Here is a 24,319-nt window from a genome sequence, read left to right as displayed (position 1 = left end):
CTCAATCCTCTCCGTTCTCGGTGGTGAGCGATTTGCCGAGGCTGCGGGCCTGGCCGACACGGCAGACGGTGCGGAACTCGCAGCGCGCGCCGCAATGCTCGTCCGGATTGAGCATCGGGAAGACCCCGCCTCGCACGCCGACGACGATCTCCTTGATGCGGCGCCGGATCGTCTCGACGAGGCGCTCCCAAACCTGATTGGGCGCCAGCGTGAAGCCGTGTTCTCCCTCCGTGACGTTGTGAGCCGACAGCCCCTTGGGGGCGACGAAGCCCTTCTTCTGCACGGACCAGTAGCCGGTCAGCAGCGGCTTGGCGCCCTCGCCGGCGAGACCAAGGCTCTCGGCCGCCAGGGCGTAGAGCACCAATTGCAGCTGCCGGCCCGACTCCATGTCGTCGAGCTTCGACGTGACCGAGGCGCCGGTCTTGTAGTCGATCACGGTGAAGACGCGCTCGCCGTCGAGCATGCCGATGTCGATGCGGTCGATGCGGCCGGTCACCAGCAGACGCTCGTCGCCCAGGTCGAAGGCGAAGGGCTCATCGACCGAATGGGGGTCTTCTTCCTCGCCTTCGCCGCCGCGACGCGAAGGGCCGAAGCGAGCCTCGAACCGTTGCGGCGTCAGCGGCTCGTCGAGCGTCGTGCCGTGCTTTTCGTAGTCGGCGAGCTGGCCGTGGTAGCCTTGGGCCCAACGCTCGGCTTGGCGGGTCTCGATCTCGGCGAGCGCCGCCTCGAGCGGCGGGAGTCCGGTGGCGGCCAGCTTCTCCCTGAGCGCCCCCACGAGCGCGTCGAGGAACCGCTCGGCCTCGACGCGGCTGTGCCCGCCGCGGGCGTCTTCGATCAGCCCCAGGCGGTCGTGGAACGCCGCCATCGCGTCGTGGACGATCGAGCCGCGGCGGCGGTAATCGACGTCGAATTGCAATCCCTCGACCGGTTCGAGCCCCAGCAGTTGGCGGGCGAAGAACTTGTAGGGGCACGTGGCGTAGAGTTCGAGTTGGCTCGGGCTCCAGAGATGCTCAGGGCCATACCGCTCGGCCAACGCGAGGCGGGCGGCCTCGTCGCCAAACAGACCCTCGGCCGCGCCGAACGTGTCGCCCGTTTGCCGCTCGGCGACCATCGCCAGCGCCTCGACGAGGGCGCCGCCTCGCGAGGCTGCCGAGGCGAGTGTTGAAGCGTCGCCAGCCAGCGCGTCGTGAACGGCGTGCAACCGGAAATCGGACTCACCGAGCGGCGGCTCGTCGGGGCGGATCGCTCGGAAGACGGCCGTTTGGTCGTCACGCCGCAAAGCGCCCGCCGGGAACAACCGCTCCAACTCCGTGACGAACGGGCTAGGGGGCAACGGCTGGGCGGCGTGGTCGAGTGCGGGGTAAGAGAGCACCAGCCACTCACTCGGCCGGCTGGCGAGCTCGTAAAAGAGTTGGGTCTCGGCGTCTTGCGGCGTGGCGTTGGCTTCGTCGGCGGCGGGGTCCTCTTCCATCGACGCCCCGCGCGATGCGGCAAACGATTCTTCGCTCAAACCGCAGAGAAATAGCCACCGGCAAGGCAGGGTCGCGGCCGTGGCCGCCGTCGCGATGCGGACCCGGCCCTCTTCTTCGGCGGGCAGCGAGAGTGTGAGTCGCTCCGACCAGTCCTCGAGCCAGCCAAGCAACTCGGCGCACGAGACCGTAGTGGCCGCCACGTCACGCCAACGCGCCAGCCGCTCTAGCGCAGCGAGCGCGTCTTCGAAGGCTCGCCAGGCGGCTTGGTCGATTCGGCTTTCCGAGCTCCAGCCGAGCGACTCGAAAACCCCCTGTACGGTGTCGAACCAGTCGAGCGGAGTGGCGCGTTCGGCGAAGGCGTCGACCGCCACGGCGAGCCGCTCCAGCACGGGCAGGCCATCGATGGCCTGCCGCTGCAAGTCGGTCGGGGGCCCTTCGCTTTCTTCGCTGCGGCTGACTAGCGATGCGGCTTGGGTCATCAAAGATTTGCGGCGCTCGGGGAGCTGCAAGGATCGCACCAACCGCTCGGCGGCAGTGCGTCCTCGCGGCGCCGTGGCGCCCAGCGAACCGAGCGCCACGAAGCCCGCTTCGCCCACGGCGGACAAGAGTGTGTCGAAAGGCCAGTCACGCGTGCGGAGCCTGAGCAGAGTTCGCACCGCCGCCGCCAGCGGGGCTTCGCCCAACCGCCGAGGGGGCTCCACCGAGCAGGGAACGCCGTGGTCGGCCAGCGCCTCCGCCAATAGCTGCCCGCCGTCCGGCAAGCGACGCGCGGCGACCACCACCTCCTGCGGCGCGGCGCCGTCGAGCAGCAGCCGCTTGATCCTGCGGGCGATGGCGCGGCATTCCTCGCGCGGCGAGCGCGCGGCGACGACCTCGATCGACTCAGCCGCTGCGGGCCCGAGCTCTTCTGGCGGAGGCAATGATCGCGGGTCGTCAAACAACCAAGCACGTGCTTTGCGCAGACCAGCAGGGTGCCGGGCGGGCGCCGCGAGATCGACTCGCTCGACCGGGCCGAGCTCGTCGGTGAGGCGCCGCTCGACCCAAGCCGACTGACCAAGGCGGTCGGCGCCGGCGACCGAGACGAGCATCGTCTCCGCCCGCGATCGAATCGCGCGGAGCAAACGCAGCTCCAGCGGCGAGTAGTCGAGGAACCCATCGACCACGACTAGCCGCCAGTGGGCGCCGTTCGATTCGCTCAGCGACGGACCGGCGGCGATCAACTCCGTGGCCAGCGCCATGCGGCCCGCTTCGTCGTGCAGCTGATGCTCGGCGAGTTCGCCGGTGTAGTCGCGGTAGACGTCGGCGATCGCTGCGCCGACGGCGCCGTGGCTTCGGCGCAAATAGGCGGACGCGGCTTTGCCGCTCAGGCATTGGCTGCGGGCCTCGACGATCGCGCGGTCGACCAAGTCGACCGTGCCGCGGGTCACGCCCACGGCGCCAAGCGGCCCAAGCCGGCCGGCCAGCGCGCGACGCCGGAGCAGATCGGTTACCAAGGCTTGCCTTTCCGCGGCGCCGAGCGGCTTGTGTCGGCTGTCGGTGAGGCTGGCGAGGGCGTCGGCGAGTCGACGGGGCGTGCGGACACCCGGTTCGAGCAATGCGGTGCTTCCCTCACCCTCCAGCAAACAGCTGCGCACCGACTCGGTTGCTCGGTGGTTGGGCCCAAGCCAGAGCCACGCCGGCGGGGATCCCCCCATGGTCTGCGGGCCGTCTGCAGGTGACACGCCCGCGAAAGAGCCTAGAGAAGCGGCCATTGGCTGGCCGCGCTCGCCTAGCGAATCGCGGTACCGATCCAAGAGCCACTTGGTGCGGCATGCCGGGGCGCCGTGGACGAGCGTAACGGTCTGTGGCGACGGCGCGAGTGGCATAGCATGCAGGCATTGGAGGGAGAGCTATGTGTGATTCTCGCCCCAAGTCGTTACCAGGCCTAGCCCTACGACGCGAGACGCCGGCGCCGGTTTGCCGCAGGATCGATTTCCGCGCTGTCGAAAATCAAGGCAGCGGTAGTCCGCAGCTGCAGGCGTGTCTTAGGATGACCTAAAAGGCATCGCTGGTCGCTGTCATCTGATTGACATTAATTCGTCATATCGTTAGCTTAGTGCTTGGAACAGAACAACTTGTGACGATCCGATAGCGACTGGCGGTGACGCCTTTTTGGGTGGTTTTTACCAGTTGCTGAAGGCGTTCTAGCGTGAATTTTCGCGTTGCCGCCTTATCCAGCGATCCCTATTTGCAAGCTCTTCTAAGAGGCAGTCTGGTAGCGAGGACACCCGGCCGACGGTCCCTTGTTTTCCCGCTGCTTGAGATTCGAGTGTCGTAGCCCGCAGCCTAGATTCACACTACGGAAACGAAACCGGTTGCAGGCGCCAACCTAAGCTTTACGTAAGGCCCCGTTACTTTTGAGACCCCGGTGGTCGATCGACCACCGTTATCTCTTTTTCGTTTCTTTATTTCCTTTTTTCCTGTTTTCCTTTGGAGGCACCCCATGAGAACGCCCATGCGTTCGCCACGAGGTTTTACCCTCGTGGAGCTGTTGGTCGTGATCGCGATCATCGGCATCCTTGTCGCGCTGTTGCTGCCCGCCGTGCAGGCGGCCCGCGAAGCGGCTCGTCGCAACCAGTGTTTGAGCCAGGTCAAGCAGCTTGCCCTGTCGATGCACAACCACCACGACACGAACCTGTTCTTCCCTCTCGTTTCGACAGCTCCCTACTACACCCAGGCGGGTCAGGGACTGGAGTTGGCCAGGGTCTACGATGGCGCGGTTCGTGACAACACGACCGGCGCCGGCTCGGACCTGACCGATGGCGACGACAACATCGATGGTTACAGCTGGATCGTGAAGCTGCTGCCGTACTTCGAGGAGAATGTCCTTTACGACAAGATCAACCGTCAAACCAACAAGTTCAGGGTCGACCCGTACGACACCTGGAACACCCTCGCGGCGAACAACGGCGACACCAATTGGAACGCCGAGACCAACCCTTACTTCTGGGAAGTTGAGCTGCCGGTCCTTCTCTGCCCGAGTTACGATGGAGACGAGACCACCAGCTACACCGGTCAGGGCGATCTTCCCCCCGCGACTCTACGGGGGGACCCGGCGATCTCGAACTACAAGGCGATTCCTTCGACGCACTACGGTGGTCTTGGCGCTTCGGGTGATGGCTCGCTCTCGCTGACAACCAATAGCCCGACTAGTGGCAATGAGTCGGACGAAGACGAGTGCGACAACGGCGCCTACTGTGGCAACGGTGTTCTCGCCTTCCCCGGACTGGTTGGCGACCGTGTCAACAACCGCGGTTTCAACTTCGCGTCGATGACCGACGGCTCGGCCAAGACGGTCATCTTCGCCGAGTCGCGTGAGCAAGAGGTTGCGGCTTGGTACAGCTCGCTCTCGTCTTACATGGTCGCCGTGTGGCCAGGGCGTGAGGAGACCCCTGAGTCGACCGTTCCGTACGGCAGCAACGTGGCGCCGATTGTTTGGACCATGGATGGGGCGAACGCCATCGCTTTGAACAAGGGATCGAACCGCACCGACCCCGCCTCGCAAGAGTTGTACTACATGGAAGTCGGCGAGTTCCCGCATGACACCACCCAGCGGGTCCGTTGGGGACCGAGCGCCCTGCACCCCGGCGTGATCCTCCACGGGTTCGGCGACGGCCACGCCAAGCCGATCCGTGACGCGGTTGATGGCGACATCTACATGGCGATCATCACCCGCAGCGGTCGCGAGACCGTTGACGATTCGCAGCTCTGATCCCCCCAGGGGAGACGGCTGTTCATTACGACAGACCGGCCGCGGCAACCCCTGGTTGCCGCGGCCTTTTTTTGCACACCGAAGGAGTCCAGGGCCATGGAAGAAGCACCGCTTGAAATCTCTTGTGAGCAAGTCAGATCGCTGCTCCAAGCCGGCGAGCCCATCACGCTGGTGGATTGTCGGGAGCCGAGCGAGCACGCGATCGTGGCGATCGACGGGGCCGTGCTGATCCCGCTCGCCGAAATACCAAGCCGCTGTGGCGAACTCGACGCCGCGGCCGCGGGTCCTTTGGTGGTCTACTGCCACCACGGCATGCGGAGCGCTCAGGCGGCCGTCTGGTTGCGTGGACAGGGGTTCCCGGCGGCTCAGAGTATGGCGGGGGGCGTCGATCGCTGGGCCCTGGAGATCGAGCCCGGCATAGCGCGGTACTGAGACTGGCTGCGGATCTTTCGGCGCCGAACACGGAAACGACCCTTGCGTGATCGGGCCGCATGTGGCATTTTATGGGGCTTCTGCTAGATGATTCTCGTTGCCGCCGTGGCGGAATTGGCAGACGCGCATGGTTCAGGTCCATGTGCCCGTTAAGGGCGTGCTGGTTCGACTCCAGTCGGCGGTACTATTTTCTGTTCGGTCTCGGCCGCTTCTTAGGCCGGGCCTAGGCTCGCTCTGATGCGAGGTTAGGCAATGCCGAGCCACGGGTGACTCGCTCATGCTGCCCGGTGTCGCCATACGGCGAGAGAGTCGCTCGCTTGGCTCTCCCCAACCGACCCCCCCAGCGAACGACTGCGGCCCCGCGGTTCAACTCGATGGGCATTCGCCCAGAAGTCATTCGCCCGCGATCGGTTTGGTGTCGTAGCCGCCCTGGCGGTAGGCGGCGACGTAGCGGGCGTAGTTGTCTGGCGACTCTTCGAGGTTGCGCATCTCGTCCTCGGTGAGCGGGCGTTTCACTTGGGCCGGCACGCCGGCGACAAGCGTGCCCGTGGGCGCCACGAAGCCGCCCCGCACCAGCGATCCCGCCGCCACGAGGGCGCGGCTCTCGATCACACAGTGATCGAGCAGCACGGCGCCCATGCCGATGAGCGCCTCCTCGTGCACGGTGCAGGCGTGCAGCACGGCGTTGTGCCCGATGGTCACACGGTCGCCGATCGTCAGCGGGCCGGTGTCGTGCGTCACGTGCAGCGTGACATTGTCCTGCACGTTGGTCCGCTGGCCGATGCGGATCGGGCAGACGTCGCCGCGCACGACGGCGTTGAACCAAACGCTCGAGTCGGCGCCGATCTCGACGTCGCCGATCACCCGCGCGCCATCAGCGAGGAAGACCGATTCGTGCAGCCGGGGCCAAACGCCCTTGAAAGGTAATATGGTCGCCATAGCGAGATTGTAGCAGGCGGAGCCTACCAATTGGCGATTCGGTAGTCCTTGTAGAACTTGCCCCAGGCGTGCTCGCCGGTGAGCTGGCCGTGGAGGTAGGGGTCGCAGATCCGCGCCGCGGCGTCGACGATGTCGAGCGGCGGGTGGAAGTCGAGGTTGGCCTTCTTGCGCTTGGCGATCTCGTCCGGGTCCTCGTCGGTGATCCAGCCCGTGTCGACGCTGTTCATGTGGATGCCGTCGCGGGCGTAGTCTTGGGCGCTCGTGCGGGTGAGCATGTTGAGCGCCGCCTTGGCCATGTTCGTGTGGGGGTGCTTGTCGGTCTTGTAGGCCCGGTAGAAGATCCCTTCCATCGCCGAGACGTTGACGATGTGCTTGTCGTGCGTCGGCACGCGCTGCATCAGCGGCTTGAGCCGGGCGTTGAGCACGAACGGCGCGATCGCGTTGACCAGCTGCACCTCCAGCAGCTCGACGGTTGGCACCTCGGCCAGCCGCAGCCGCCAGCTGTTCACCTTCCGCAGGTCGACTTGCTGGCGGTCGACGTCGTAGCGGCCGGTGGGGAAGAGCTCCTCGCCCGCCTCGCTGTGGGCGGCGTCGTCGCCGGGGGCGAGCTCGAGCTGCGAGAGCTCGGCCGCCTGGAGGATGCCGGCCACGCTGCGCTTGGCCAGCTCGGCGGCGCCGGCGTGGGCCAGCGTGCCGTCGGGGGCGGCGTGTGGGTCGGCGTGGCTGCGGAGCTCCTCGTACGACTCGAGCAGCGGCCGGGCGCCGGCAGGCAGCTCCTCGGCGAGCTGCCGCTCGCCCTCCATCAGGTGGGCGTAGAACCCGGGCGGACGGCGGACCGTTTGGCAGGCGTTGTTCAGCAGGAAGTCGAGCCGTGGCAGCGTGGCGCAGAGGTGGTCGGCCAGCGCTTCGACACTCGGCGTGTGCCGCAGGTCGAGGCCTTGCAGCTCGAGCCGGCTGCGCCACTCCTCGGCGTCGGGCTCGGCGAGGAACCGCTGCGCGCCGTCGCGTGGGAAGCGGGTCGTGACCACGACGTGGGCGCCCGCCCTGAGGAGCTTGAGCGCCGCCTGGTAGCCGATCTTCACCCGCCCGCCCGTGACCACGGCCACGCGGCCGGTGAGGTCGGCGGTCTGGTGGCGTTTGGCCCAGTTGAACTCGGCGCAGCCCGCGCACATGGCATCGTAGAACGTGTGGACACGATCGAACGACGCCTTGCAGATGTAGCAGGTGCGGGGCGCTTCGAGCCGCGGGCCGAGCCGCTCCTCGGCCGCCTCGGCCTGCGGGGCGGGGCCGGGCTCGAACGGCGCCGGCGGTTCCGGCTTCTTCAGCCGCCGCGTGCTGTAGGCCTGGGCGCCGGAGAGGGCCGGCACGCCGCCACCGTTGGCCGCCGGCAGGCCTCCCTCGAACTGCGAGCGGATGCCGGTCTCGCCGAGCCGCTGGCGATCCGCCTCGCGTTGCTCGTTGAGCTCGGCCTGCTTCTTCAGCTGGTGCGCCTTGCGCAGCTTGCGCCGCGCGCCGCGGTCGGGCATCGCCACTTGGCTGGCGGCCTTCAGCAGCCGCAGACGCTCGGCCTCGGGCATGTCGGCCAACATGCCGCGGTCTTCGGCGACCCGTTCGAGCAGGTCGGCGAGGGCGGCTAGCTCTTCGGCTGTAGCGGACTTATCAGACACAGAAGGGACCACAAAGGAACGAAGCAACAACGAAGCAATGGCGAGCCGATAGCGTCAGCGCTCGGGGCGGCTGGCAGCACACCGCGGCACGCCGGCCGCTACGGGCCCTGACGCTAACGGCTCGCCAGAGATAGGGGAGGGGATCAACGCTTTTTCTTCTGCTTCTTGAGCAGCTTGAGCCGTTTGGCGCGTTCCTTCTGGGCGGCGGCCTTTTCTTTGGGCGTGAGCCGCTTGCCGGTCGACTGCTTCTTGCGGGCCAGGCCGCCGCCGGGGTCTTGGGCCATGCCGGCCTGCATCTGGCGGACCATCTTCATCCGGTCGCCCATCCCCTTGCCCGCCATGGCGGTCATCATCTGCTGCATCGGCTCGAACTGCTTGACCAGGTCGCCGATGACGTGCGGCTCGACGCCCGAGCCGGCGGCGATGCGGCGGCGGCGGCTGGCGTCGATGATCTTCGGCGTGCGTCGTTCCTCGGGGGTCATCGAGTGGATGACGCCCTGCAAACGCTTGAGGTCGTCCTCGGCGCCGTCCAGGGCGTCGGTCCCTTCGAGCATCGCCCCCATGCCGGGGATCATGCCCATGACCTTCTTGATCGGCCCCAGGCGTTTGATCTGGCGCATCTGCTTGAGGAAGTCGTCGAGCGTGAACTCGCCCTTCTGCAGCTGGTCCTCGAGCCGCTGGGCCTCGTCCTGGTCGAACTCCTGCTGCGCCTTCTCGAACAGCGAGAGCATGTCGCCCTGGCCGAGGATCCGGCCCGCCATGCGGTCGGGGTGGAACTCCTCGAGGTTCTCCAGGTGCTCGCCGACGCCCATGTACTTGAGCGGCACGCCCGTGACTTCCTTGACGCTGATCGCCGCGCCGCCGCGGGTGTCGCCGTCGAGCTTCGTCATGATGACGCCGTCGAGCTCGAGCGCGTCGTTGAACGCCTTGGCGCTGTTGACCGCGTCTTGGCCGGTCATGCCGTCCACGACCAGGTAGACCTGGTCGGGCGAGCAGCGTTTGTCGATCCGGCCGAGCTGGCCCATCAGCTCGTCGTCGATGTGCAGCCGGCCCGCCGTGTCGAGGATCACCGTGTCGGCGCCGAGCTTCTTGGCCTCTTTCACGGCGTTGTTGCAAACCGCCACCGGGTCTTGGGTCGTGCGGTCGGAGAAGACCGGCGCGCCGATCTGCTCACCCAGCACGTGCAGCTGGTCGATCGCCGCGGGACGCTGCAAGTCGGCCGCCACGAGCAGCGGCTTGCGGTCGCGGCTTATGAGCATGCGGCCGAGCTTGCCGCAGGTCGTTGTCTTGCCCGAGCCCTGCAGCCCGCACATCATCAGCACGGTGACCTCGTCCTTGCCCTTCAGGTGCAAGGAGTGGTCGACCGGGCCCATCAAGTCGACGAGCTCCTTGTAAACGATGCCCACCACCTGCTCGCTCGGCTTGAGCGACTTGAGCACCGCCTCGCCCACGGCCTGCTCGGTGATGCGCGACATGAACGTGCGCGTCACCTCGTAGCTCACATCCGCCTCGAGCAGCGACCGCTCGATCAGCTTCAGGCCGTCGCGCATGTTGGCTTCGGAGAGCTTGCCCTGGCCGCGGAGCGACTTGAGAGCGGATCCGAGGCCATCTTGCAGCGATTCGAACATGTTCTAACGACCGGGGTCTTAGCGATATCGAGGGGGCCGGGAGCGCGACGGGCCGCCTGCGGCATCCCGTCGCGTAGTGGCGAGCCCTTTATCGTAAGGCAAAGCCACGCTCATGGGCAATCGGCATGGGCGTTTCCTCAAGGCGAAACCGCACGCCGAGCTCGGCCGAGCGGAGGGCCTGAACCTGAAAAAAGGCCGCCCCCGGTGGGAGCGGCCTTTTGGGTCGTTCGTGTATTGTGTCGCGATCGCTCGCAGGAGAGCAACCGCGAGACTCGACTAGGAGCGGCGACGGGAGGCGAAGGCAGCCAGCGCTCCCAGGAGCAGCACGGCCGAGACCGGCTCGGGGATGACGGTGGCGGTGCCGGTGACTTGGCCCGTGCCGTAAGCGCGGAAGCCGGTCACCTCGCCGCCAGCGGTCGTGAGGCTGCTGTTGCGAACGCGTGCCGAGAAGGCGATCGTCACGTCGTCGTCGGCCACGAGGCCGTAAGGCAGCTGCTGCGAGTCCACTTGACCCGCCGAGCCGGCAAAGACGAAGCGGACGATGTTCTGGACATCAACCCAAGAGACCGAGACGAGGTTCAGATCGATTTCAAGCGAGTCGCTGCCCGCAAGAGTGAGGTCGAGGTAGCCGCCGGCGCCGCTCATCGTCGTGTCGCCCGTGGCGTCGAGATTGAGCACCTGGGGAACAAAGACATCGACAGAAATGCCGGGATTGTCGGCCAGGGTGATCGCGGGATAGACAAAGCCATCGTGCGAAATCGTCACCACGTCGATCGGGTCGTCGCTGGGACTGGTGAAGAGGTCGGAGCCGTCGTAGACGACATCAAGGCCGGTGAACTCGATGTTGAGCTCTCCCGCCTGTGTGCTGGGGGCCATCATCGAGACGGCCATCAGCATAAGTGCAGCCGTAATCCGCCGGGGGGCGAAACGGGTAAGATTGTGTCGCATCACTAGCTTCTCCGTAGGCGTCTGTCTGCCCTAGGGGCGAACAGTCGTGATAATTAAGCGTGCTCGGCTCTGCGTGAGCCAGCCCGCTAGGAAAATCGGGGCCCGTCCATGTCGCCCGACCCTGGGGCTCGAATACACGGTGTATCGGCTGGTATTTGCTGGTGCATCGGGCGTATCGCTGAATCGATTCGCCGGGCGGAAACCGCCCCACTCGATGCAGCAGGAGTAATCTCCCCGATTACGCCCTCTGAAGCAAGTAAAAAAACCACGTTCGCGTATGAAGATTACGCGAACGTGGTTTAGGTGTTTTGGGTCGAGGGGGTAAGGGCTTCCCTCGGCTTCTTCGGACGGCTTAGCCGCGGCGACGCACAGCGGGCGATGCGGCCAGCAGGCCGATCATCACCAGGAGCACGCTCGAGGGCTCGGGAACGAACCCGCCAATCGCCTCACCGGCGCCGTTCGCCACGAAACCCGTGAGGTAGAGGCCATTGTCGGTCCGGGAGCCGGGCGTAACGACGGTCGAGAACGAGACCGATACCGGATCGCCAATTTGCAGGCCGAAGGGGAGGCTTTGGCCGGCGATCTGGGCGGTCGAGCCGGCGAACACAAAGCTGAAGTTCCCGGTCGGCTGGTAGATGACCGTGGCGGCGCCCAGGTCGAGGTCCAGGAAGTCGGCGCCAGCAAAATCGAGATCGAAAACACCGCCCGGGTCGCTAACGACCGAGCCGCCGGCGACCGGAATGTTCGTCACATTGGGGATCGCGATGTCAGCCGACAGATCGACCGATTGGTTGCCGACCAGCGAACCATCGATGTAGAAGGAAACGACCGAGAGAGGGTCGTCCACGCCGACCGTTGAGATCATGCCGCCGTCGTACTGGATGTCGAGACCGGAGAATTCGATCTCGATCTGATCCGCACGAAGCTGCATTGGGCAGAGCGCAGGAATGAGAAAAAGGATTGCGTAGGAAGCAAATTTTACTCGGGTACCCATCACTAGCGTTTCCTTCGGAAGGTGCAGGCTAGTTCACTAGCCCAGCACTCAAGGTGGTGCGAATTCGTTGTGCTATGAAGACCGGGGGACGTCGGAACAAAGACACGCTAATCAAAGCAAATACGGCTGACTCCGAAGCTTCTTCCGTGCGTGCTTGGCTCCATCGTGTGACAGGCCCATCATGCGGCCGCCAGCTATTGCCCAGGCATAGTGCCTGAGTGGGGAGACGAGGCTTACCTTGCCGAGTTTAACTACATTGAGAAAGACCGCAAGGAATTCGCTAGCTAAAGAGAAAAATTGACAGATTTCGGAGAGTCATCGACACGGGGCAAGGCAATCCCAGACAGGAGCGCACCCCTCTTAGGTGGGGGGTGTGACTGTTTGTGACACTCTGGCTCCTCATCTGCCAGCGTCGTCCCGCAGTCGGGGGCGGTAGGATGCTCGTTTCCTCGATCGCTCGTTAGCGCGGGGGCTTTTCTAGCCCTTCGCCATCCCTACGCCCGGATCAGGCAATGCTGCTCTTCAAAAAGAAGTTCCTGCACGCTATCCGCAGCGGAGAAAAAACGCAGACCATCCGGCTCTGGAGCCATCGGATGATGCGTACCGGCCAGCGGAGCTACATCCCGGGCGCCGGGTACGCACGGGTCACACTGGTCGAGGGGGTCGATTTGGACGACCTGACCGACCACGACGCCCGCCCGGACGGCTTCGCCACGGCCGACGAGCTGCGTCAGGAGCTCACGGCGATCTACGGCGACAAGCTTGCCGCCGGCTACCAGGCGTTCCGCGTGGTTTTTCACTTGGAGCCGCAAGGCGACGCCAAGGAGGAGACCGCCGCCACCGAGGCGGCCCGCTGACAGGTCGGCCCGCAGATCGGTCTGGCAAGCTGACTCGACCGGCAAAGCTGGTCGGCCGCTTCTTGGCACGAGACACAAAAAAAGGGGCGGCCCCATGGGCCGCCCCTCGTTTGTCGCGATCGGTGATCCTGTGGATCAGTCCTTCGACAGCGCCGCTTGGGCGGCCGCCAAGCGGGCGATCGGCACCCGGAACGGGCTGCAGCTCACGTAGTTGAGCCCCACCTTGTGGCAGAAGGCGATCGACGCGGGGTCGCCGCCGTGCTCGCCGCAGATGCCGAGCTTGATCTTGGCGTTGACGCTCTTGCCCTTCTCGACTGCCATCGAGACCAGCTGCCCGACGCCCGACGTGTCGAGCGACTGGAACGGGTCCTTCTCCAGGATCTCCTGGTCGATGTAGTCCGGCAGGAATCCGTTCACGTCGTCGCGGCTGTAGCCGAACGTCATCTGCGTCAGGTCGTTCGTGCCGAAGCTGAAGAAGTCGGCCTGGGTGGCCACTTCGTCGGCCGTGAGCGCGGCACGCGGGATCTCGATCATCGTGCCGATCAGGATCGGCAGCTTGCCGGTGAACTTCTTAGCCTTCTTCACGTCCTCGATCGTCTGCTCGGTGAGCTCGCGGAGCGGGGCGAGCTCGTTCACCGTGCCGACCAGCGGGATCATGATCTCGGCCTGGGCGTCGATGTTCTTCTTCCGGCAGTTGATCGCCGCCTCGGTGATGGCCGTGACCTGCATGGTCAGGATCTCCGGGTAGGTGATCGAGAGCCGGCAGCCGCGGTGGCCGAGCATCGGGTTGGCCTCGTGCAGTTGCGAGACGCGGACCTCGATCTCCTTGGCCGAAACGCCCGTGGCGCCGCTGAGCTCCTTGACCGCCGCCTTGTCGTGCGGCAGGAACTCGTGCAGCGGCGGGTCGAGCAGGCGGACCGTGACGGGCAGGCCCTTCATCGCCTTGAAGATCCCCTCGAAGTCCTTCCGCTGGAACGGCAGCAACTTCTTGAGGGCCTTCTCGCGGGCGGGCTGCGTGTCGGCGAGGATCATCTCACGCATCGCGAGGATGCGGTCGCCCTCGAAGAACATGTGCTCCGTGCGGCAAAGGCCGATGCCTTCGGCGCCGAACTCGCGGGCCCGCTTGCTGTCGGCCGGCGAGTCGGCGTTGGTCCGCACGCCGAGCTTGCGGTACTTGTCGGCCCAACCCATCACGGTGCCGAAGTGGCCGCCGAGCTTGGGCTCGACGGTCGGCATCTCGCCGGCGAAGACCTCGCCCGTCGAGCCGTCGATCGACAGCACGTCTTTGACGCCGTAGGTCTTGCCGCCGACCTTGATCTTCTTGGCCTTCTCGTCGATGTGGATCTCGCCGGCGCCGGCCACGCAGCACTTGCCCCAGCCGCGGGCGACCACCGCCGCGTGGCTGGTCATGCCGCCGGTGCTGGTGAGGATGCCTGCCGCCGAGTGCATGCCATCCACGTCCTCGGGGCTCGTTTCCTTGCGGACGAGCAGGACCTTCTCGCCGGCGTGGGCGCGGTCGACGGCCTCGTCGGCCGAGAACGCCAGCTTGCCGAACGCGGCGCCGGGCGAGGCGGGCAGGCCGATCGTGAGCGGCGAAGCCTTCTTCTTGCCGGCCGGGTCGAACGACGGGAGCAGCAGCTGCGTCAGGTCGTTCGGCGGGATCCGCATGACGCCCTGCTTCTCGGTGATCAGCTTCTCCTTGACCATCTCGCAGGCGATCCGCACGGCGGCCGGGCCGGTCCGCTTGCCGTTGCGGGTCTGCAGCATGTAGAGCTTGCTCTTCTCGATCGTGAACTCGATGTCCTGCACGTCTTTGTAGTGCTTCTCGAGCTTGTCCTTGATCTTCATCAGCTCGGCGTGGACCTTCTTGCCGATCGTCTTGTCGTTCGGGGCCTTCCACTTGGGCATCTCGGCCACGGGCTGCGGCGTGCGGATGCCGGCCACCACGTCTTCGCCCTGGGCGTTCACCAGGAACTCGCCGTAGAACTTGTTCTCGCCCGTGGCGGGGTTGCGCGTGAACGCGACGCCGGTGCCGGAGTCGTCGCCCATGTTGCCGAACACCATCGCCTGGCCGTTCACCGCCGTGCCGTCCAGGCCGGTGATGCCCTCGATGCGGCGGTAGCTGATCGCCTTGTCCGAGTTCCAGCTCTTGAACACCGCCTCAATGGCCAGGGCGAGTTGCTCGACCGGGTCTTGCGGGAAGGGCTGGCCGGTGTGCTTGCGGTAGACCTTCTTGTAGGCCTCGACCAGCTGAATGAGGCCCTCGGTCGGCACGTCGTTGTCCGTGGCCGCGTTGTACTTCTTCTTGATCTTGTCGAACGCTTCTTCGAAGTACTCGTGGCCGACCTCCATGACGACGTCGCCGTACATGTTGATCAGGCGGCGGTAGGCGTCGTAAGCGAACCGCTCGTTGCCGCTCGAGTTGGCCAGACCGACGACCGACTCGTCGTTGAGGCCCAGGTTGAGGATCGTGTTCATCATGCCCGGCATCGACAGCGCGGCGCCGGAGCGGACCGACAGCAGGAGCGGGCTCTTCAGGTCGCCGAACTTCTTGCCCAGTTCCTTCTCGAGCATCGTCACCGACTTGGTGACCTGCTCCATCAAGCCCTTGGGCAGCTTCTCTCCCTGCTTGTAATACTCGGCGCAGCACTCGGTGGTGCAAGTGAAGCCGGGGGGCACGGGCAGGCCGATCGCGGTCATCTCCGCCAGGTTGGCGCCTTTGCCGCCGAGCAGCGTCTTCATCTTGCCGTCGCCGTCGGTCTTGGTCTTGCCGAAGTAGTAGACCAGCTTGCCGGCGACTGCGCTTTTCTTCTTGGCCATGCCTGGAGTGTCCTTGATCGGTGGGGTTTCGATGGAGGGCGGTTGAGTATGCGACGGCCGGCGAAGTGTGTCGCCGAGCCGAATCGTGTTGTGCGGTGAGGTTCGCGCTAGGGCCGCCAGGGCGGGCTCGGGAGCCACGGCACGCATGGCGGCCGCCGAAGGGCGAAAACAAACCTCGGATCGTAGTTTTGGGGGCCCTGGGGCGTCAAGCGCCCACCCCAGACGTTTGGCGAGGCGCCGGGTGATCGGCGGGCCCGGGCGGTCGGAGCCCAGTCGCTCCTATGGCGGCCGACCCCCCGGTTGGCTCGCTCTGGGCTATACTGAGAGCGTCGGCATGATCCTGATTTCGGCCGCGGCGGCGTGACTCCTCCTCCCATTCTTTTTGAGCCGTATTCTAGAGCCGACGCCCCCCCCCCCGAAGCTGGCGAGCTGGGCCCGGCCCGCCGCGAGCTTGCTGCAACCAAGGCTAGGGGTCTCGGTGCAGGGACCCCCGCGAAGTGATAAAGGACATGGCGTGAAGCTTCATCAATTCTTTTTACTGGGGCTGCCGTGGGTCCCCTGCCTGGCGGTCCTCGCCGTCGGCGCCGCCTCGGCAGGCGAATGGTACGTTTCACCCACAGGCAGCGACTCGAACCCCGGCACCCTGGCCCAGCCGTTTGGCTCGATCGAGCGCGGTCAGCAGGCCGCCTCGGCGGGTGACACGGTTTGGCTCCGCGGCGGCGAGTAAAATACGTCGCCAGCGACGGCCCCTCGGTCGCCGTGCTGTTCAACAAGAGCGGCTCGCCAGGCGCGCGGATCAACTACTGGGCCTACCAGGACGAGACCCCCGTCTTCGACTTCTTCGACTACACCCCTTACGAGCGGATCCGCGGCTTCAGCGTGCGGGCCGACTGGCTCCACTTCCGCGGCATCGAGCTGCGCGGCGTGCAGCAGGTGATCACCAACGTCAACGAGTCGTGGGGCATCCGGGTGGAGAACGGCGCCGACCACAACGTGTTCGAGCGGCTCGACCTGCATCACAACGAGGGCCCGGGGCTGTTCATCCAGGACGGCGGCGGCAATCTTGTGCTCAACTCCGACTCGCACAACAACTACGACCCCGACCGCGGCGGCGAGAACGCCGACGGCTTCGGCAGCCACAGCAACGACGACGGCAACGTCTTCATCGGCAACCGTGCCTGGAACAACAGCGACGACGGCTACGATTTCATCAACTCCGACGGCCACGTGCGGGTCGAGAGCTCGTGGGCGTGGTCCAACGGCTACGTCCCCGGCACGACCACGGCGGCCGGCAACGGCGCCGGGTTCAAGGCGGGCGGCTACGGCCTCAATGAGAACAATTTTCCCGACCCCGAAGGCGTGCCCCGCAACGAGGTGATCGGCAACCTCGCGTTCGACAACCGCGTGTAGGGCTTCTACGCCAATCACCACCCCGGCGCGATCGAGTGGGTGGGCAACACCTCGTTCAGCAACTCACGCGGGTTCGACCTGCTGAACGACGTGGACCCCGCGGACTGGCCCGCCGAGCACTACCTGCGGAACAACATCGCGTACGGCAACAACAACGACTTGCACAACGTTGGCTCAGAGCCGATCGACGATGAGGACAACAGCTGGCATCTGCGGGGTCTGAACGCCAGCGACTTCCTGAGCCTCTCGCGCGACGGGGTCGACGGCCCCCGCGGACCCGACGGCTCGCTGCCGGTGCTCGACTTCCTGCGCCTGGCGCCGGGGAGCTCGGCCATCGACCGGGGCGCCGATGTCGGCTCGCCGTTCAACGGCATGGCCCCCGACCTGGGGGCGTTCGAGTCCGGCATGCCGGGCGACTTCAACGCCGACGGTGTGGTCGACGCCAGCGACTTCACCGTTTGGCGCGACAACCTGGGCGCGGTCTTCTCGCAGAGCGACTTCGACGTGTGGGTCGCCAATTACGGCCTAACCACCGAGGCGCCGGGGGCTTCGCACACGGTTCCCGAACCGGCCGCGCTGGGGCTCGTCGCGATTGCGGCGCTCGCCCCTGTCCGCGGCAGGTCTCGAACGACTGGCGTCAGCCGAGCCGCTTGACCACCAAGTACTGGATGTACCCCCGTCCCTCGGGCTTGGAGGGCGCGTTGAGGATCTCGGTCACGCAGTAGCGGCCCTCGCCCCAGCTCAGGACGAGATAGGGCATGCGGGTCACCTCGGCGCCGAACGGGTCCATCTCGTTCGCTTCCTCGTGACCGGAGGTGTGCTCGATCAGGCAGACCCCGCCCGGCCGCACGCAGCTCATCCAGGCGTTCAGACACGTGCGTGGGTCGTAGCTGTGGTCGAACGAGTTGCTGTAGATAAAGTCGGTCGAGTCGACCCACTCGGGCTTCACCTCGTGGAAGTCCCACTGGATCGTGTGGGGGAACTCGGTGGCGGTGTCGGAGATCTCGGTGCCGAGCACCTCGCAGCCGAGGTGCTTGCGGAACCACTCCTGCTCCTTGCCGCGCCGCGTGCCGTGGCACAAGCCGAACGACGCGCCGCCGAGCGTCGACTTCACGTATTCGGCGAGGAACGCGATGTTCTCTTCGCGCACCCAAACGTTGTTGATCTTCTTCTTGTTCGCGGCGACCTGGACCTCGCGGTAGCGGTCGTAGTCGAAAGCCCCGTCGGCGCGGCGGTACTGGTACAGCTCGTACCCTTGGTCCGTGCTCACGGGCGAGAGCCTGCTCGCCATCGATCCCAACCGACGCGCGAGCCTGTGCTTTGTTTTCGTTAACATCGGATTGCGCCTGAATTGAAGGGTGTGTGGTCGGATGGGGAGCGCCCAGGAGCCGGGGAGAAGCCGGCCGGGGGGCGTGACTTTCTGTGTGCGCGGCGGAGTATGCCAGCGACTTGCCGCAATGACAATATCGATATGGCGTGGGCGCCGCGCCGGCCCCTGCTAGCACTGCCCGGCCGAGCAGCCGCACGCCGATGGCCGCTTATCGCCGGATCGCCTTGGAGAAATCTTCGCTCCCCGCGGCCAGCCGCGCCCGGTCGTTGATCAGCGCCTCGGCCTCGAGCTCCTCGAAAGGCTTGTCACGCGGCAGCAGCCGCTCGGCGTACGCCTTGCGCGCCGAGAGCCCCGGCAGCAGCACGCCGATGTCGTAGGTGATGCGGCTCGGCTTGAGTTCGTTCACATGGTCGGCCAGGTTCGTCGTGCAGTTGTTCGTCAGCAAGTCATAGAATTCCGGCTTCTCGCTGAGCTCGTTTGCGCGCTCGAGCATGTCGACCAGCAGCGCCCTCGCGTCCGCGGGCTCGGCCACCGTGCGGTAGACGTACGTCGGCATGTCGTAGGCGTTGACTTGGCGGTCGAGCAGGTCGCGCTCGTCGGCCACGACGTAAGTGATCTCGTACTGCCGGGCGAGGCCCAGCAGCGGGTTGAACTTCTCCTCGCCCTTCTCCTTACGCACCTCGACGCTCACGGCGAGATGCTCCGGGTCGCCGCCCGGCTCGGCGGGGGCGAACTCGAAGCTCAGCAGCGTGTGGGCGAGCATCGGCACGGGGCCGAACGGCATCGAGATGAAATCGACCGCCTGCACTCGGCTCAGATCGAACCGCTTGTCGTAGTGATCCACCACGTATTCGGTGGGAGAGTAGTATTTGCAGTAACGCACGTTGTGCACCTCGACCGTGTCTCCCTCGAAATCAGCGGTGGGCAGCACCGCCAGGTCGGGGGTCCAGTCCCTGTGGTTCGAGGCGACCAGACGCTTCTCGGCCGACTGGCAGCCCGCCAGCGAGACGGCCATCGCCCAGACCAACAGCACGCAGCACGCAGCCCGGCGCCGGGACGCCGAGTGCGCAGCGGTTTGCTGGGGGACGTGTGCCATCCGTGGCGCCCGGTGAGGCCAGTGGGGGTTCTTGCCGGCAAAGAGGCGGCGAGAGACTAACGACTCGCCAAGCTCGGCACAACGGCGGACCCCGCTGCTAGCAACAGCAGGCTAATCCCCAACGGCGAGCCGGAGGGCGTAAGCCCCCGGAGTGAAGCGGGCGCCCGGCGAGACTCCGGGGGCTAGAGCGGTATTCGAATTGGTGTGGACGAGCGGGAAAGCGATTGGCGGCGTGGCGAGGAAGCCGAAGCAGGCAATGCGGTGCATTGTCGATGCAGGCTGACGAAGCCATGACGCCGATCGCGAGACGAGCGTCTACACCAATGAGCAAACCACTCTAACGCCCTTGGGCTGGCGCTCAAGGAACGGCTGGCTAGCGCCCGTGACGGCGCCGTCTCGGCGACGCGGCCAGCAGCGCGCCAAACACGACGGTCAGCGCCGTGGCAGGCTCCGGCACGGCGGTGGCGAAGGCCGACGCGAAGTCTTCCCAGCTGGCGCCGAGGTTGTCGCGCCACACCGTGAAGTCGGCGGCGTTGACTATGCCATCTTCGTTGCCGTCCGCCCGCAGGTCGTCGCCCTGACCGTAGAGCGTGGCCCACAGGTCGTAGTCGTCGGTGTTGACCAGGCCGTCGCCGTCGTAGTCGCCGGCGAGCGCGACGAATGGGTTGGCGAACAGCTCGCTCGTGAGGAACGTGTTGTCGGTGAGCGTGCCGAGGAACGCGACGAGCGCCGCCTTGTCGGACTCCGACAGGTTGAGCCGCAGCGGCTCGCCGTTCTTAGTCAACTTGTTATCGAGATTGGGATTCGCCTGGACCCCCGAATTGTAGAATTCGATCACTTCTTCAAGCGTGCTGAACCGGCCGTCGTGCATGAAGCGTTCGCGGACCGCCACGTTCCGCAACGACATTGTTTTGAATTTCCCATCGCCCGCGCCCTCGTCGGCCGAGTTGTCGGCGTCCAGGCCGATGTTCCTGGCCCGGTCGCCCACTTGAGCGTGGGTTGTGTGGCACTGGCTGCACTTGCTCTCGCCATGAAAGATCTCCATGCCACGCAGCTCTTGGGCGGTGAAGACCGACTCGAAGTCGGGCTCGGCCGACGTGCCCGCCTCGACCGCTTGGTCGTACTTCGACTGGTACGAGACCATCGAGCGGACGAACTGGGCGATCGCTTTGCCGATCTTCTCGTCGGTGACCTCGGTGCTGCCGAACGCGTCGAGGAACAGCTTGGGGTAGAAGTCGGTCGCGGCCAACTCGCCGCGCAGCTGGTTGAGGTCGGTCCCCATCTCCACCGGGTCTTGGATCGGCATGAGCGCTTGCTCTTCCAGCGAGGCGGCCCGCTCGTCCCAAAACGCCCGGCCGTTGGCGTAGTAGGCGGTGTTCGACAGCGGCGTGGAGTGGCGTCCTGTGAGGCCCCCTTCGAACCCTTCGCTGAACTGGTTGGGGTCGTCGAACGCCGTGGCTTGCTGATGGCACGAAGCGCACGCCGTGCCGTTGTCGTGCGACAGCCGCGCGTCGTAGAACAGCACCCGGCCGAGCGTGGCGCCGGCGTTGGTGATCGGGTTGTCGAGCGGCGTGTTGTTCGTCGCCGCCACCGGGCCGGTGGCGAAGTGGTCGGGCAAGTCGGTGACCGCGTAGCCCACATAATCAGCGTCGATCGACGGCAACGCCGGCACGCCGGGCCCCGCCATGGCGGGGCTGCTCAGGGCCAAGGTTCCTGCAAACAGGGGGGTGGCGAGGAGCAACCGCTGCGAGCGGAAAGCGAGAGCTCGCGCGCAACGCGAGACTAGGCGGGCTGGGTGGGGCGTCATCGAGTCAGGTTTCTCAAGGCGAGTACCACGGGCAGGAGCGCAATCGGCGGCTCCGGTCACTGGGCAGAGGAGGAAGCGAGGCTTCAATCCTGCAGTCTATATGCTACTTGGCAGCTAATGAAGGATTACGCCCCCCAGCATTTTAAGCGGTGACCACCCGCTCGCATAACCTAAATGGGGCGCCGCAAACCGCAGCCGGGGCTACTTTTGCAGAATCAGCTTGCCGTTGCGTGTGACCGACAGCCGGTATTGCTCGCCCGAGTGCGCAATCACCACCGCTCTTTCGCCTCGCAAGATTTCGGTCGAGTCGATCTGGCGCGGCTCGGCGGGGGGCTCCGGCGTTGCCTTGTTGGGTGTGCTCGCACTCATGGGTTTTCCCCCTCATTCTTGTCGTTTGAAAGCCTGTTAGCCGTGGGCAGGCAGCGGAGCACATCGCCAAGAATCCTCGTCCGCTGCGTGTCGTGGGCCCAGGCGCACAGCTCGAGCAGCGTGCGGGCCGAGCAGCGGCAGCCGATCTGCCCGAGCGACTCGGCGGGCAGCTGTTGAAGTTGCTCGTACGCCTCGCTGGGCGATGCCGCTCGCACCAGTTGCAAGGCGAGCGACAGGCGGTAAATCTCGCGATCTGGCGCCGCCTCGACCACCGTTTTCAGCACCCCGGCGATGAACGACGCCGCGTAGCCGAGCTCCGACATGCAATGGGCCATGCCGTAGCGAGCCTCGTGGTTGTCGGGGTCCGCCTCGCAGGCAACGCGGCACGTTTCCATCGCCCGGTCCACTCGCCCGCACTGCCGGAAGCCCGCGTAAAGGCCGGCATAGAAGTCGGCCGGGTGGGGCCCACCGGCTAACAGGTGCTCGTAGGCCACCATCGCCAGCTCCGTCCGGCCGCTGTGGGCATAGGCGTCTCCCAAAACCAGCGTGCCGGCGGCGGGCAGCGGCATGAGCAGCATCGCCGTCTCGGCGTCTTCAAGCGCTTCCCGCCAGTTGCCCTCGGCGTGGTGCGACATCGCCCGCAGCAGCCGGAGCGAGCCGCGGTTCGGTTCGAGCCGAAGCGGCGTGCGGAGCAGCTCACGCGCTTGGCTGTAATAGCCTCGTTTCAGCAGGCTCTGTGCCCGTGTTTCGACGTCCTGTGTCGTGGGATTCATGAGATTGTTCCTCGGGTAGCGAGGTTGGATGGAGCCTGTAAATGGAGGGGCATCGCAGGGCGCCGCTGAATCACGATTAATTTAGGCATGCCCCCTTGCGTAAATGCGGCAGGTCGATAACCTACAGATACTGAGACGCAGTCGCAATACATGGGATGGCTTTTTGGCACGTTTTTGCCAGCCACGCCCACCAGGCGACCCAACTCTCAGCCCTCCCGAAGTCATGCTCCTGCCCAGGCAGCCCGCCACGAGGCGTTTCTCTCGCCTCCCAGCCAGCCACTCAGGCGACGCCCATACCGCTCGGCGGTGAATCAAGGCGCGTCGCATCGCCGCCGACAAGTCGGCGTCGCTTCAGGGATCGCTTCCCACGAAGTGGCTACCCAGACCCCGCGTTCAATCCGACGCCGCCCCGACTCCGGGGGCCATTGCGGCGCCGCGCATCAACCTCACGCCCCCGGCGCCCTGTTTTTGGAGAGACCTCATGAGACGCACCTTGATCCTGCTTGCCGCCGCCGTGGCGGCCTTGCCGAGCGCTGCCAGCGCGACGACCATCCCGGTTCTGGAGGACGTGATGACCAGCGCGTTCTTCCAGGGCACGAACCTCGTCCGCGGCTACGACATCGACGACCGCCCGCCGCACCGCGTGGCGAGCGACAACGCATTCGGCGCCGGGCCGGAGACGGTCTACCTCACGTTCGATCCGTCGCTGTTCGCCCCGCTCGGCTCGTCGGCGCCGCAGGCGATCTTGAGCGTGGAGAGCGTCGCGGGCGGCTTTGGCGCCGAGGCGAGCCCGGCGAACCCGTTCCAGATGTCGGCTCACGGCGTGGCGCTCGACCCACTCGCGTCGATCACGGACGACACGAACCCCGCGGGCCCGATCGCCTGGACCGATTTCTTCGCCAATCAAATCTTGCCGGCCAGCGGCCTCGCCACCACGGTGGTCAGCGGCACGGGGACGCTCAAGTTCGACGTCACCGAGGTCGTGAACGACTGGCTGTCGGGCGCCAACAGCGTGTTCGCTCTCGCGCTCACCGGCAAGAACGACACGCTCAGCGACGGCAACGTCCTGCACGGCGTCGCCAACAACAGCGAGACGCCCGGCGTGTCGCACTTCATCTCGATCGTTCCCGAGCCGAGCGCTCTGACGCTCGTTGTCGTGTCGCTCGTGGCGGGCGTTGTGCGTCGTCGCCGCTGAACCCGCCCGAGATTCTCCGTAACCCCTGCTACTAAAACCTAACCACTTCTAATTGAGTGATTTAATGAAGACCCAACAACTGTTTCCGATCGCGTTGTTCTCGGCCCTGAGTCTCGTGGCCCTGTCGGCCCACGCCGGTCTCGAGACGAGCCCTTATCTGATGAGCGAAGAGCCCACGGCGAGCACGGGCCACTTCGAGTGGGACGAGTTCGGCGGCTCGGTGTTCGCACCGTTCGCTCCCGACGCGGCGAGCACGGGCGCCGGTTCCGCCGCGCTGTCGGCGGCCGACTTCACGGCGCAGCCGATGGACGGCCCCGGCTTCGCCCTCGTCACGTCGACCGACAACGTCTACGCCGGCGGCACACTGATCGACTGGGACCTGAACCTCTCGGGACTCGACACAACCGAGGCCGACACGACCGTCGTGCTGCAGGTCGCCGCCACGCACGGCAGCGGCGGGCAGGGCGGGATCGACCCGGCTTCGGTGCTGCTCGACGGCGCGGCGCCAACCACTTTCATCGACCGCGGCCTGGCGCCGGGCGTGTTGTCCAACATCGACGAGGGACCGGGCTCGCCGAACGACACGTTCTTCTACTGGGCCGAGTGGCGCGTGGCGGCCGACGCCGACTACCTGGTCGAGTTCAGCCACCTCGGCACGCACACCAGCTTCACGCAGGTGCGGGTCGATTACTTCAACACGGACGGCGCCTACGTCGCCGCCACGCCGAGCCAGGTGCCCGAGCCGACCGCGCTCGCGATGATCGGCTTGGGGTGCTGCGGTTGCCTGGCCGCGAACCGCTCGCGTCGCCAGGAGGCCCTGCGGTCGTAGGG

The 24,319-nt window shown here is 65.9% G+C and carries 20 protein-coding genes and 1 tRNA gene; 9 read left to right on the top strand and 12 right to left on the bottom strand.

Going from position 1 to position 24,319, the window contains the following annotated elements; genetic code table 11:
* Position 1 precedes the first annotated feature (1 nt).
* Entirely contained in the window at positions 2 to 3,337 is a 3,336-nt protein-coding gene (locus Mal64_RS04685) for a PD-(D/E)XK nuclease family protein (protein ID WP_146397528.1), read from the bottom strand.
* A 629-nt stretch (positions 3,338 to 3,966) separates the two neighbouring features.
* Between Mal64_RS04685 and Mal64_RS04680 the strand changes: the two genes are divergently transcribed.
* The 3 genes from Mal64_RS04680 to Mal64_RS04670 all read left to right on the top strand — a co-directional run bounded on the left by Mal64_RS04680 (position 3,967) and on the right by Mal64_RS04670 (position 5,839).
* A complete protein-coding gene (locus Mal64_RS04680) occupies positions 3,967 to 5,223 on the top strand; it encodes a DUF1559 family PulG-like putative transporter (protein WP_146397526.1) in 1,257 nt (418 codons plus the stop codon).
* 96 nt (positions 5,224 to 5,319) lie between these two features.
* Positions 5,320 to 5,655, top strand: coding sequence for a rhodanese-like domain-containing protein (locus Mal64_RS04675; protein ID WP_146397524.1), 336 nt, complete (start codon positions 5,320 to 5,322; stop codon positions 5,653 to 5,655).
* 99 nt (positions 5,656 to 5,754) lie between these two features.
* Positions 5,755 to 5,839, top strand: a tRNA-Leu gene (locus Mal64_RS04670).
* Between the two features lie 209 nt (positions 5,840 to 6,048).
* Here Mal64_RS04670 and Mal64_RS04665 read toward each other — a convergent pair.
* The 5 genes from Mal64_RS04665 to Mal64_RS04645 form a co-directional block, all read right to left on the bottom strand.
* Entirely contained in the window at positions 6,049 to 6,594 is a 546-nt protein-coding gene (locus Mal64_RS04665; protein WP_146397522.1) for a gamma carbonic anhydrase family protein, read from the bottom strand.
* Between the two features lie 23 nt (positions 6,595 to 6,617).
* On the bottom strand, positions 6,618 to 8,261 hold the full coding sequence (locus Mal64_RS04660) for an SDR family NAD(P)-dependent oxidoreductase (protein WP_197525455.1): 1,644 nt from the start codon (positions 8,259 to 8,261) through the stop codon (positions 6,618 to 6,620).
* A gap of 143 nt (positions 8,262 to 8,404) precedes the next feature.
* A complete protein-coding gene (gene ffh / locus Mal64_RS04655; protein ID WP_146397521.1) occupies positions 8,405 to 9,889 on the bottom strand; it encodes a signal recognition particle protein in 1,485 nt (494 codons plus the stop codon).
* A gap of 276 nt (positions 9,890 to 10,165) precedes the next feature.
* Positions 10,166 to 10,837 carry a hypothetical protein gene (locus Mal64_RS04650; protein WP_146397519.1) on the bottom strand — a complete coding sequence of 224 codons (672 nt, stop codon included), beginning with the start codon at positions 10,835 to 10,837 and terminating at the stop codon, positions 10,166 to 10,168.
* Between the two features lie 352 nt (positions 10,838 to 11,189).
* Entirely contained in the window at positions 11,190 to 11,768 is a 579-nt protein-coding gene (locus Mal64_RS04645) for a PEP-CTERM sorting domain-containing protein (RefSeq protein WP_197525454.1), read from the bottom strand.
* Between the two features lie 575 nt (positions 11,769 to 12,343).
* Here Mal64_RS04645 and Mal64_RS04640 point away from each other — a divergent pair.
* Positions 12,344 to 12,688, top strand: a complete 345-nt coding sequence (locus Mal64_RS04640; RefSeq protein WP_146397514.1) for an ASCH domain-containing protein — start codon at positions 12,344 to 12,346, stop codon at positions 12,686 to 12,688.
* A 135-nt stretch (positions 12,689 to 12,823) separates the two neighbouring features.
* Here Mal64_RS04640 and ppdK read toward each other — a convergent pair whose 3' ends face one another.
* Entirely contained in the window at positions 12,824 to 15,508 is a 2,685-nt protein-coding gene (gene ppdK / locus Mal64_RS04635; RefSeq protein WP_146397512.1) for a pyruvate, phosphate dikinase, read from the bottom strand.
* 514 nt (positions 15,509 to 16,022) lie between these two features.
* Here ppdK and Mal64_RS19665 point away from each other — a divergent pair.
* The 3 genes from Mal64_RS19665 to Mal64_RS19655 are packed head-to-tail and all read left to right on the top strand — an operon-like array spanning position 16,023 to position 17,572.
* Positions 16,023 to 16,235 carry a right-handed parallel beta-helix repeat-containing protein gene (locus Mal64_RS19665; RefSeq protein WP_197525453.1) on the top strand — a complete coding sequence of 71 codons (213 nt, stop codon included), beginning with the start codon at positions 16,023 to 16,025 and terminating at the stop codon, positions 16,233 to 16,235.
* Positions 16,236 to 16,267: 32 nt separating this feature from the next.
* Entirely contained in the window at positions 16,268 to 16,918 is a 651-nt protein-coding gene (locus Mal64_RS19660; RefSeq protein ID WP_197525452.1) for a right-handed parallel beta-helix repeat-containing protein, read from the top strand.
* Positions 16,919 to 16,957: 39 nt separating this feature from the next.
* Positions 16,958 to 17,572, top strand: coding sequence for a hypothetical protein (locus Mal64_RS19655; protein ID WP_197525451.1), 615 nt, complete (start codon positions 16,958 to 16,960; stop codon positions 17,570 to 17,572).
* On the opposite strand, the gene Mal64_RS04625 is transcribed toward Mal64_RS19655, so the two are convergent.
* From Mal64_RS04625 to Mal64_RS04605, 5 genes are all read right to left on the bottom strand, one after another.
* Complete coding sequence (locus Mal64_RS04625; protein WP_146397511.1) at positions 17,556 to 18,188, bottom strand: hypothetical protein; 633 nt, start codon at positions 18,186 to 18,188, stop codon at positions 17,556 to 17,558. The two genes, Mal64_RS19655 and Mal64_RS04625, sit on opposite strands and share 17 nt — an antisense overlap.
* A gap of 268 nt (positions 18,189 to 18,456) precedes the next feature.
* Positions 18,457 to 19,344: an Lnb N-terminal periplasmic domain-containing protein gene (locus Mal64_RS04620; protein ID WP_146397509.1), complete on the bottom strand. Its 888-nt coding sequence runs from the start codon at positions 19,342 to 19,344 to the stop codon at positions 18,457 to 18,459.
* A gap of 373 nt (positions 19,345 to 19,717) precedes the next feature.
* A complete protein-coding gene (locus Mal64_RS04615) occupies positions 19,718 to 21,052 on the bottom strand; it encodes a cytochrome c peroxidase (RefSeq protein WP_197525450.1) in 1,335 nt (444 codons plus the stop codon).
* 300 nt (positions 21,053 to 21,352) lie between these two features.
* Positions 21,353 to 21,520, bottom strand: a complete 168-nt coding sequence (gene hemP / locus Mal64_RS04610) for a hemin uptake protein HemP (protein WP_146397505.1) — start codon at positions 21,518 to 21,520, stop codon at positions 21,353 to 21,355.
* Positions 21,517 to 22,293: a tetratricopeptide repeat protein gene (locus tag Mal64_RS04605; protein WP_146397503.1), complete on the bottom strand. Its 777-nt coding sequence runs from the start codon at positions 22,291 to 22,293 to the stop codon at positions 21,517 to 21,519. Before Mal64_RS04605 ends, hemP begins: the two co-directional genes overlap by 4 nt.
* A gap of 481 nt (positions 22,294 to 22,774) precedes the next feature.
* On the opposite strand from Mal64_RS04605, the gene Mal64_RS04600 reads away from it, so the two are divergent.
* A complete protein-coding gene (locus tag Mal64_RS04600) occupies positions 22,775 to 23,488 on the top strand; it encodes a hypothetical protein (protein WP_146397501.1) in 714 nt (237 codons plus the stop codon).
* A gap of 64 nt (positions 23,489 to 23,552) precedes the next feature.
* Positions 23,553 to 24,317, top strand: a complete 765-nt coding sequence (locus Mal64_RS04595) for a PEP-CTERM sorting domain-containing protein (protein WP_146397499.1) — start codon at positions 23,553 to 23,555, stop codon at positions 24,315 to 24,317.
* The last annotated feature ends 2 nt before the right edge of the window (positions 24,318 to 24,319 follow it).

Origin of the sequence: Pseudobythopirellula maris (assembly GCF_007859945.1) — a bacterium.
GTDB lineage: Bacteria > Planctomycetota > Planctomycetia > Pirellulales > Lacipirellulaceae > Pseudobythopirellula > Pseudobythopirellula maris.
This window is presented reverse-complemented; position numbering and strand designations above follow the sequence as displayed.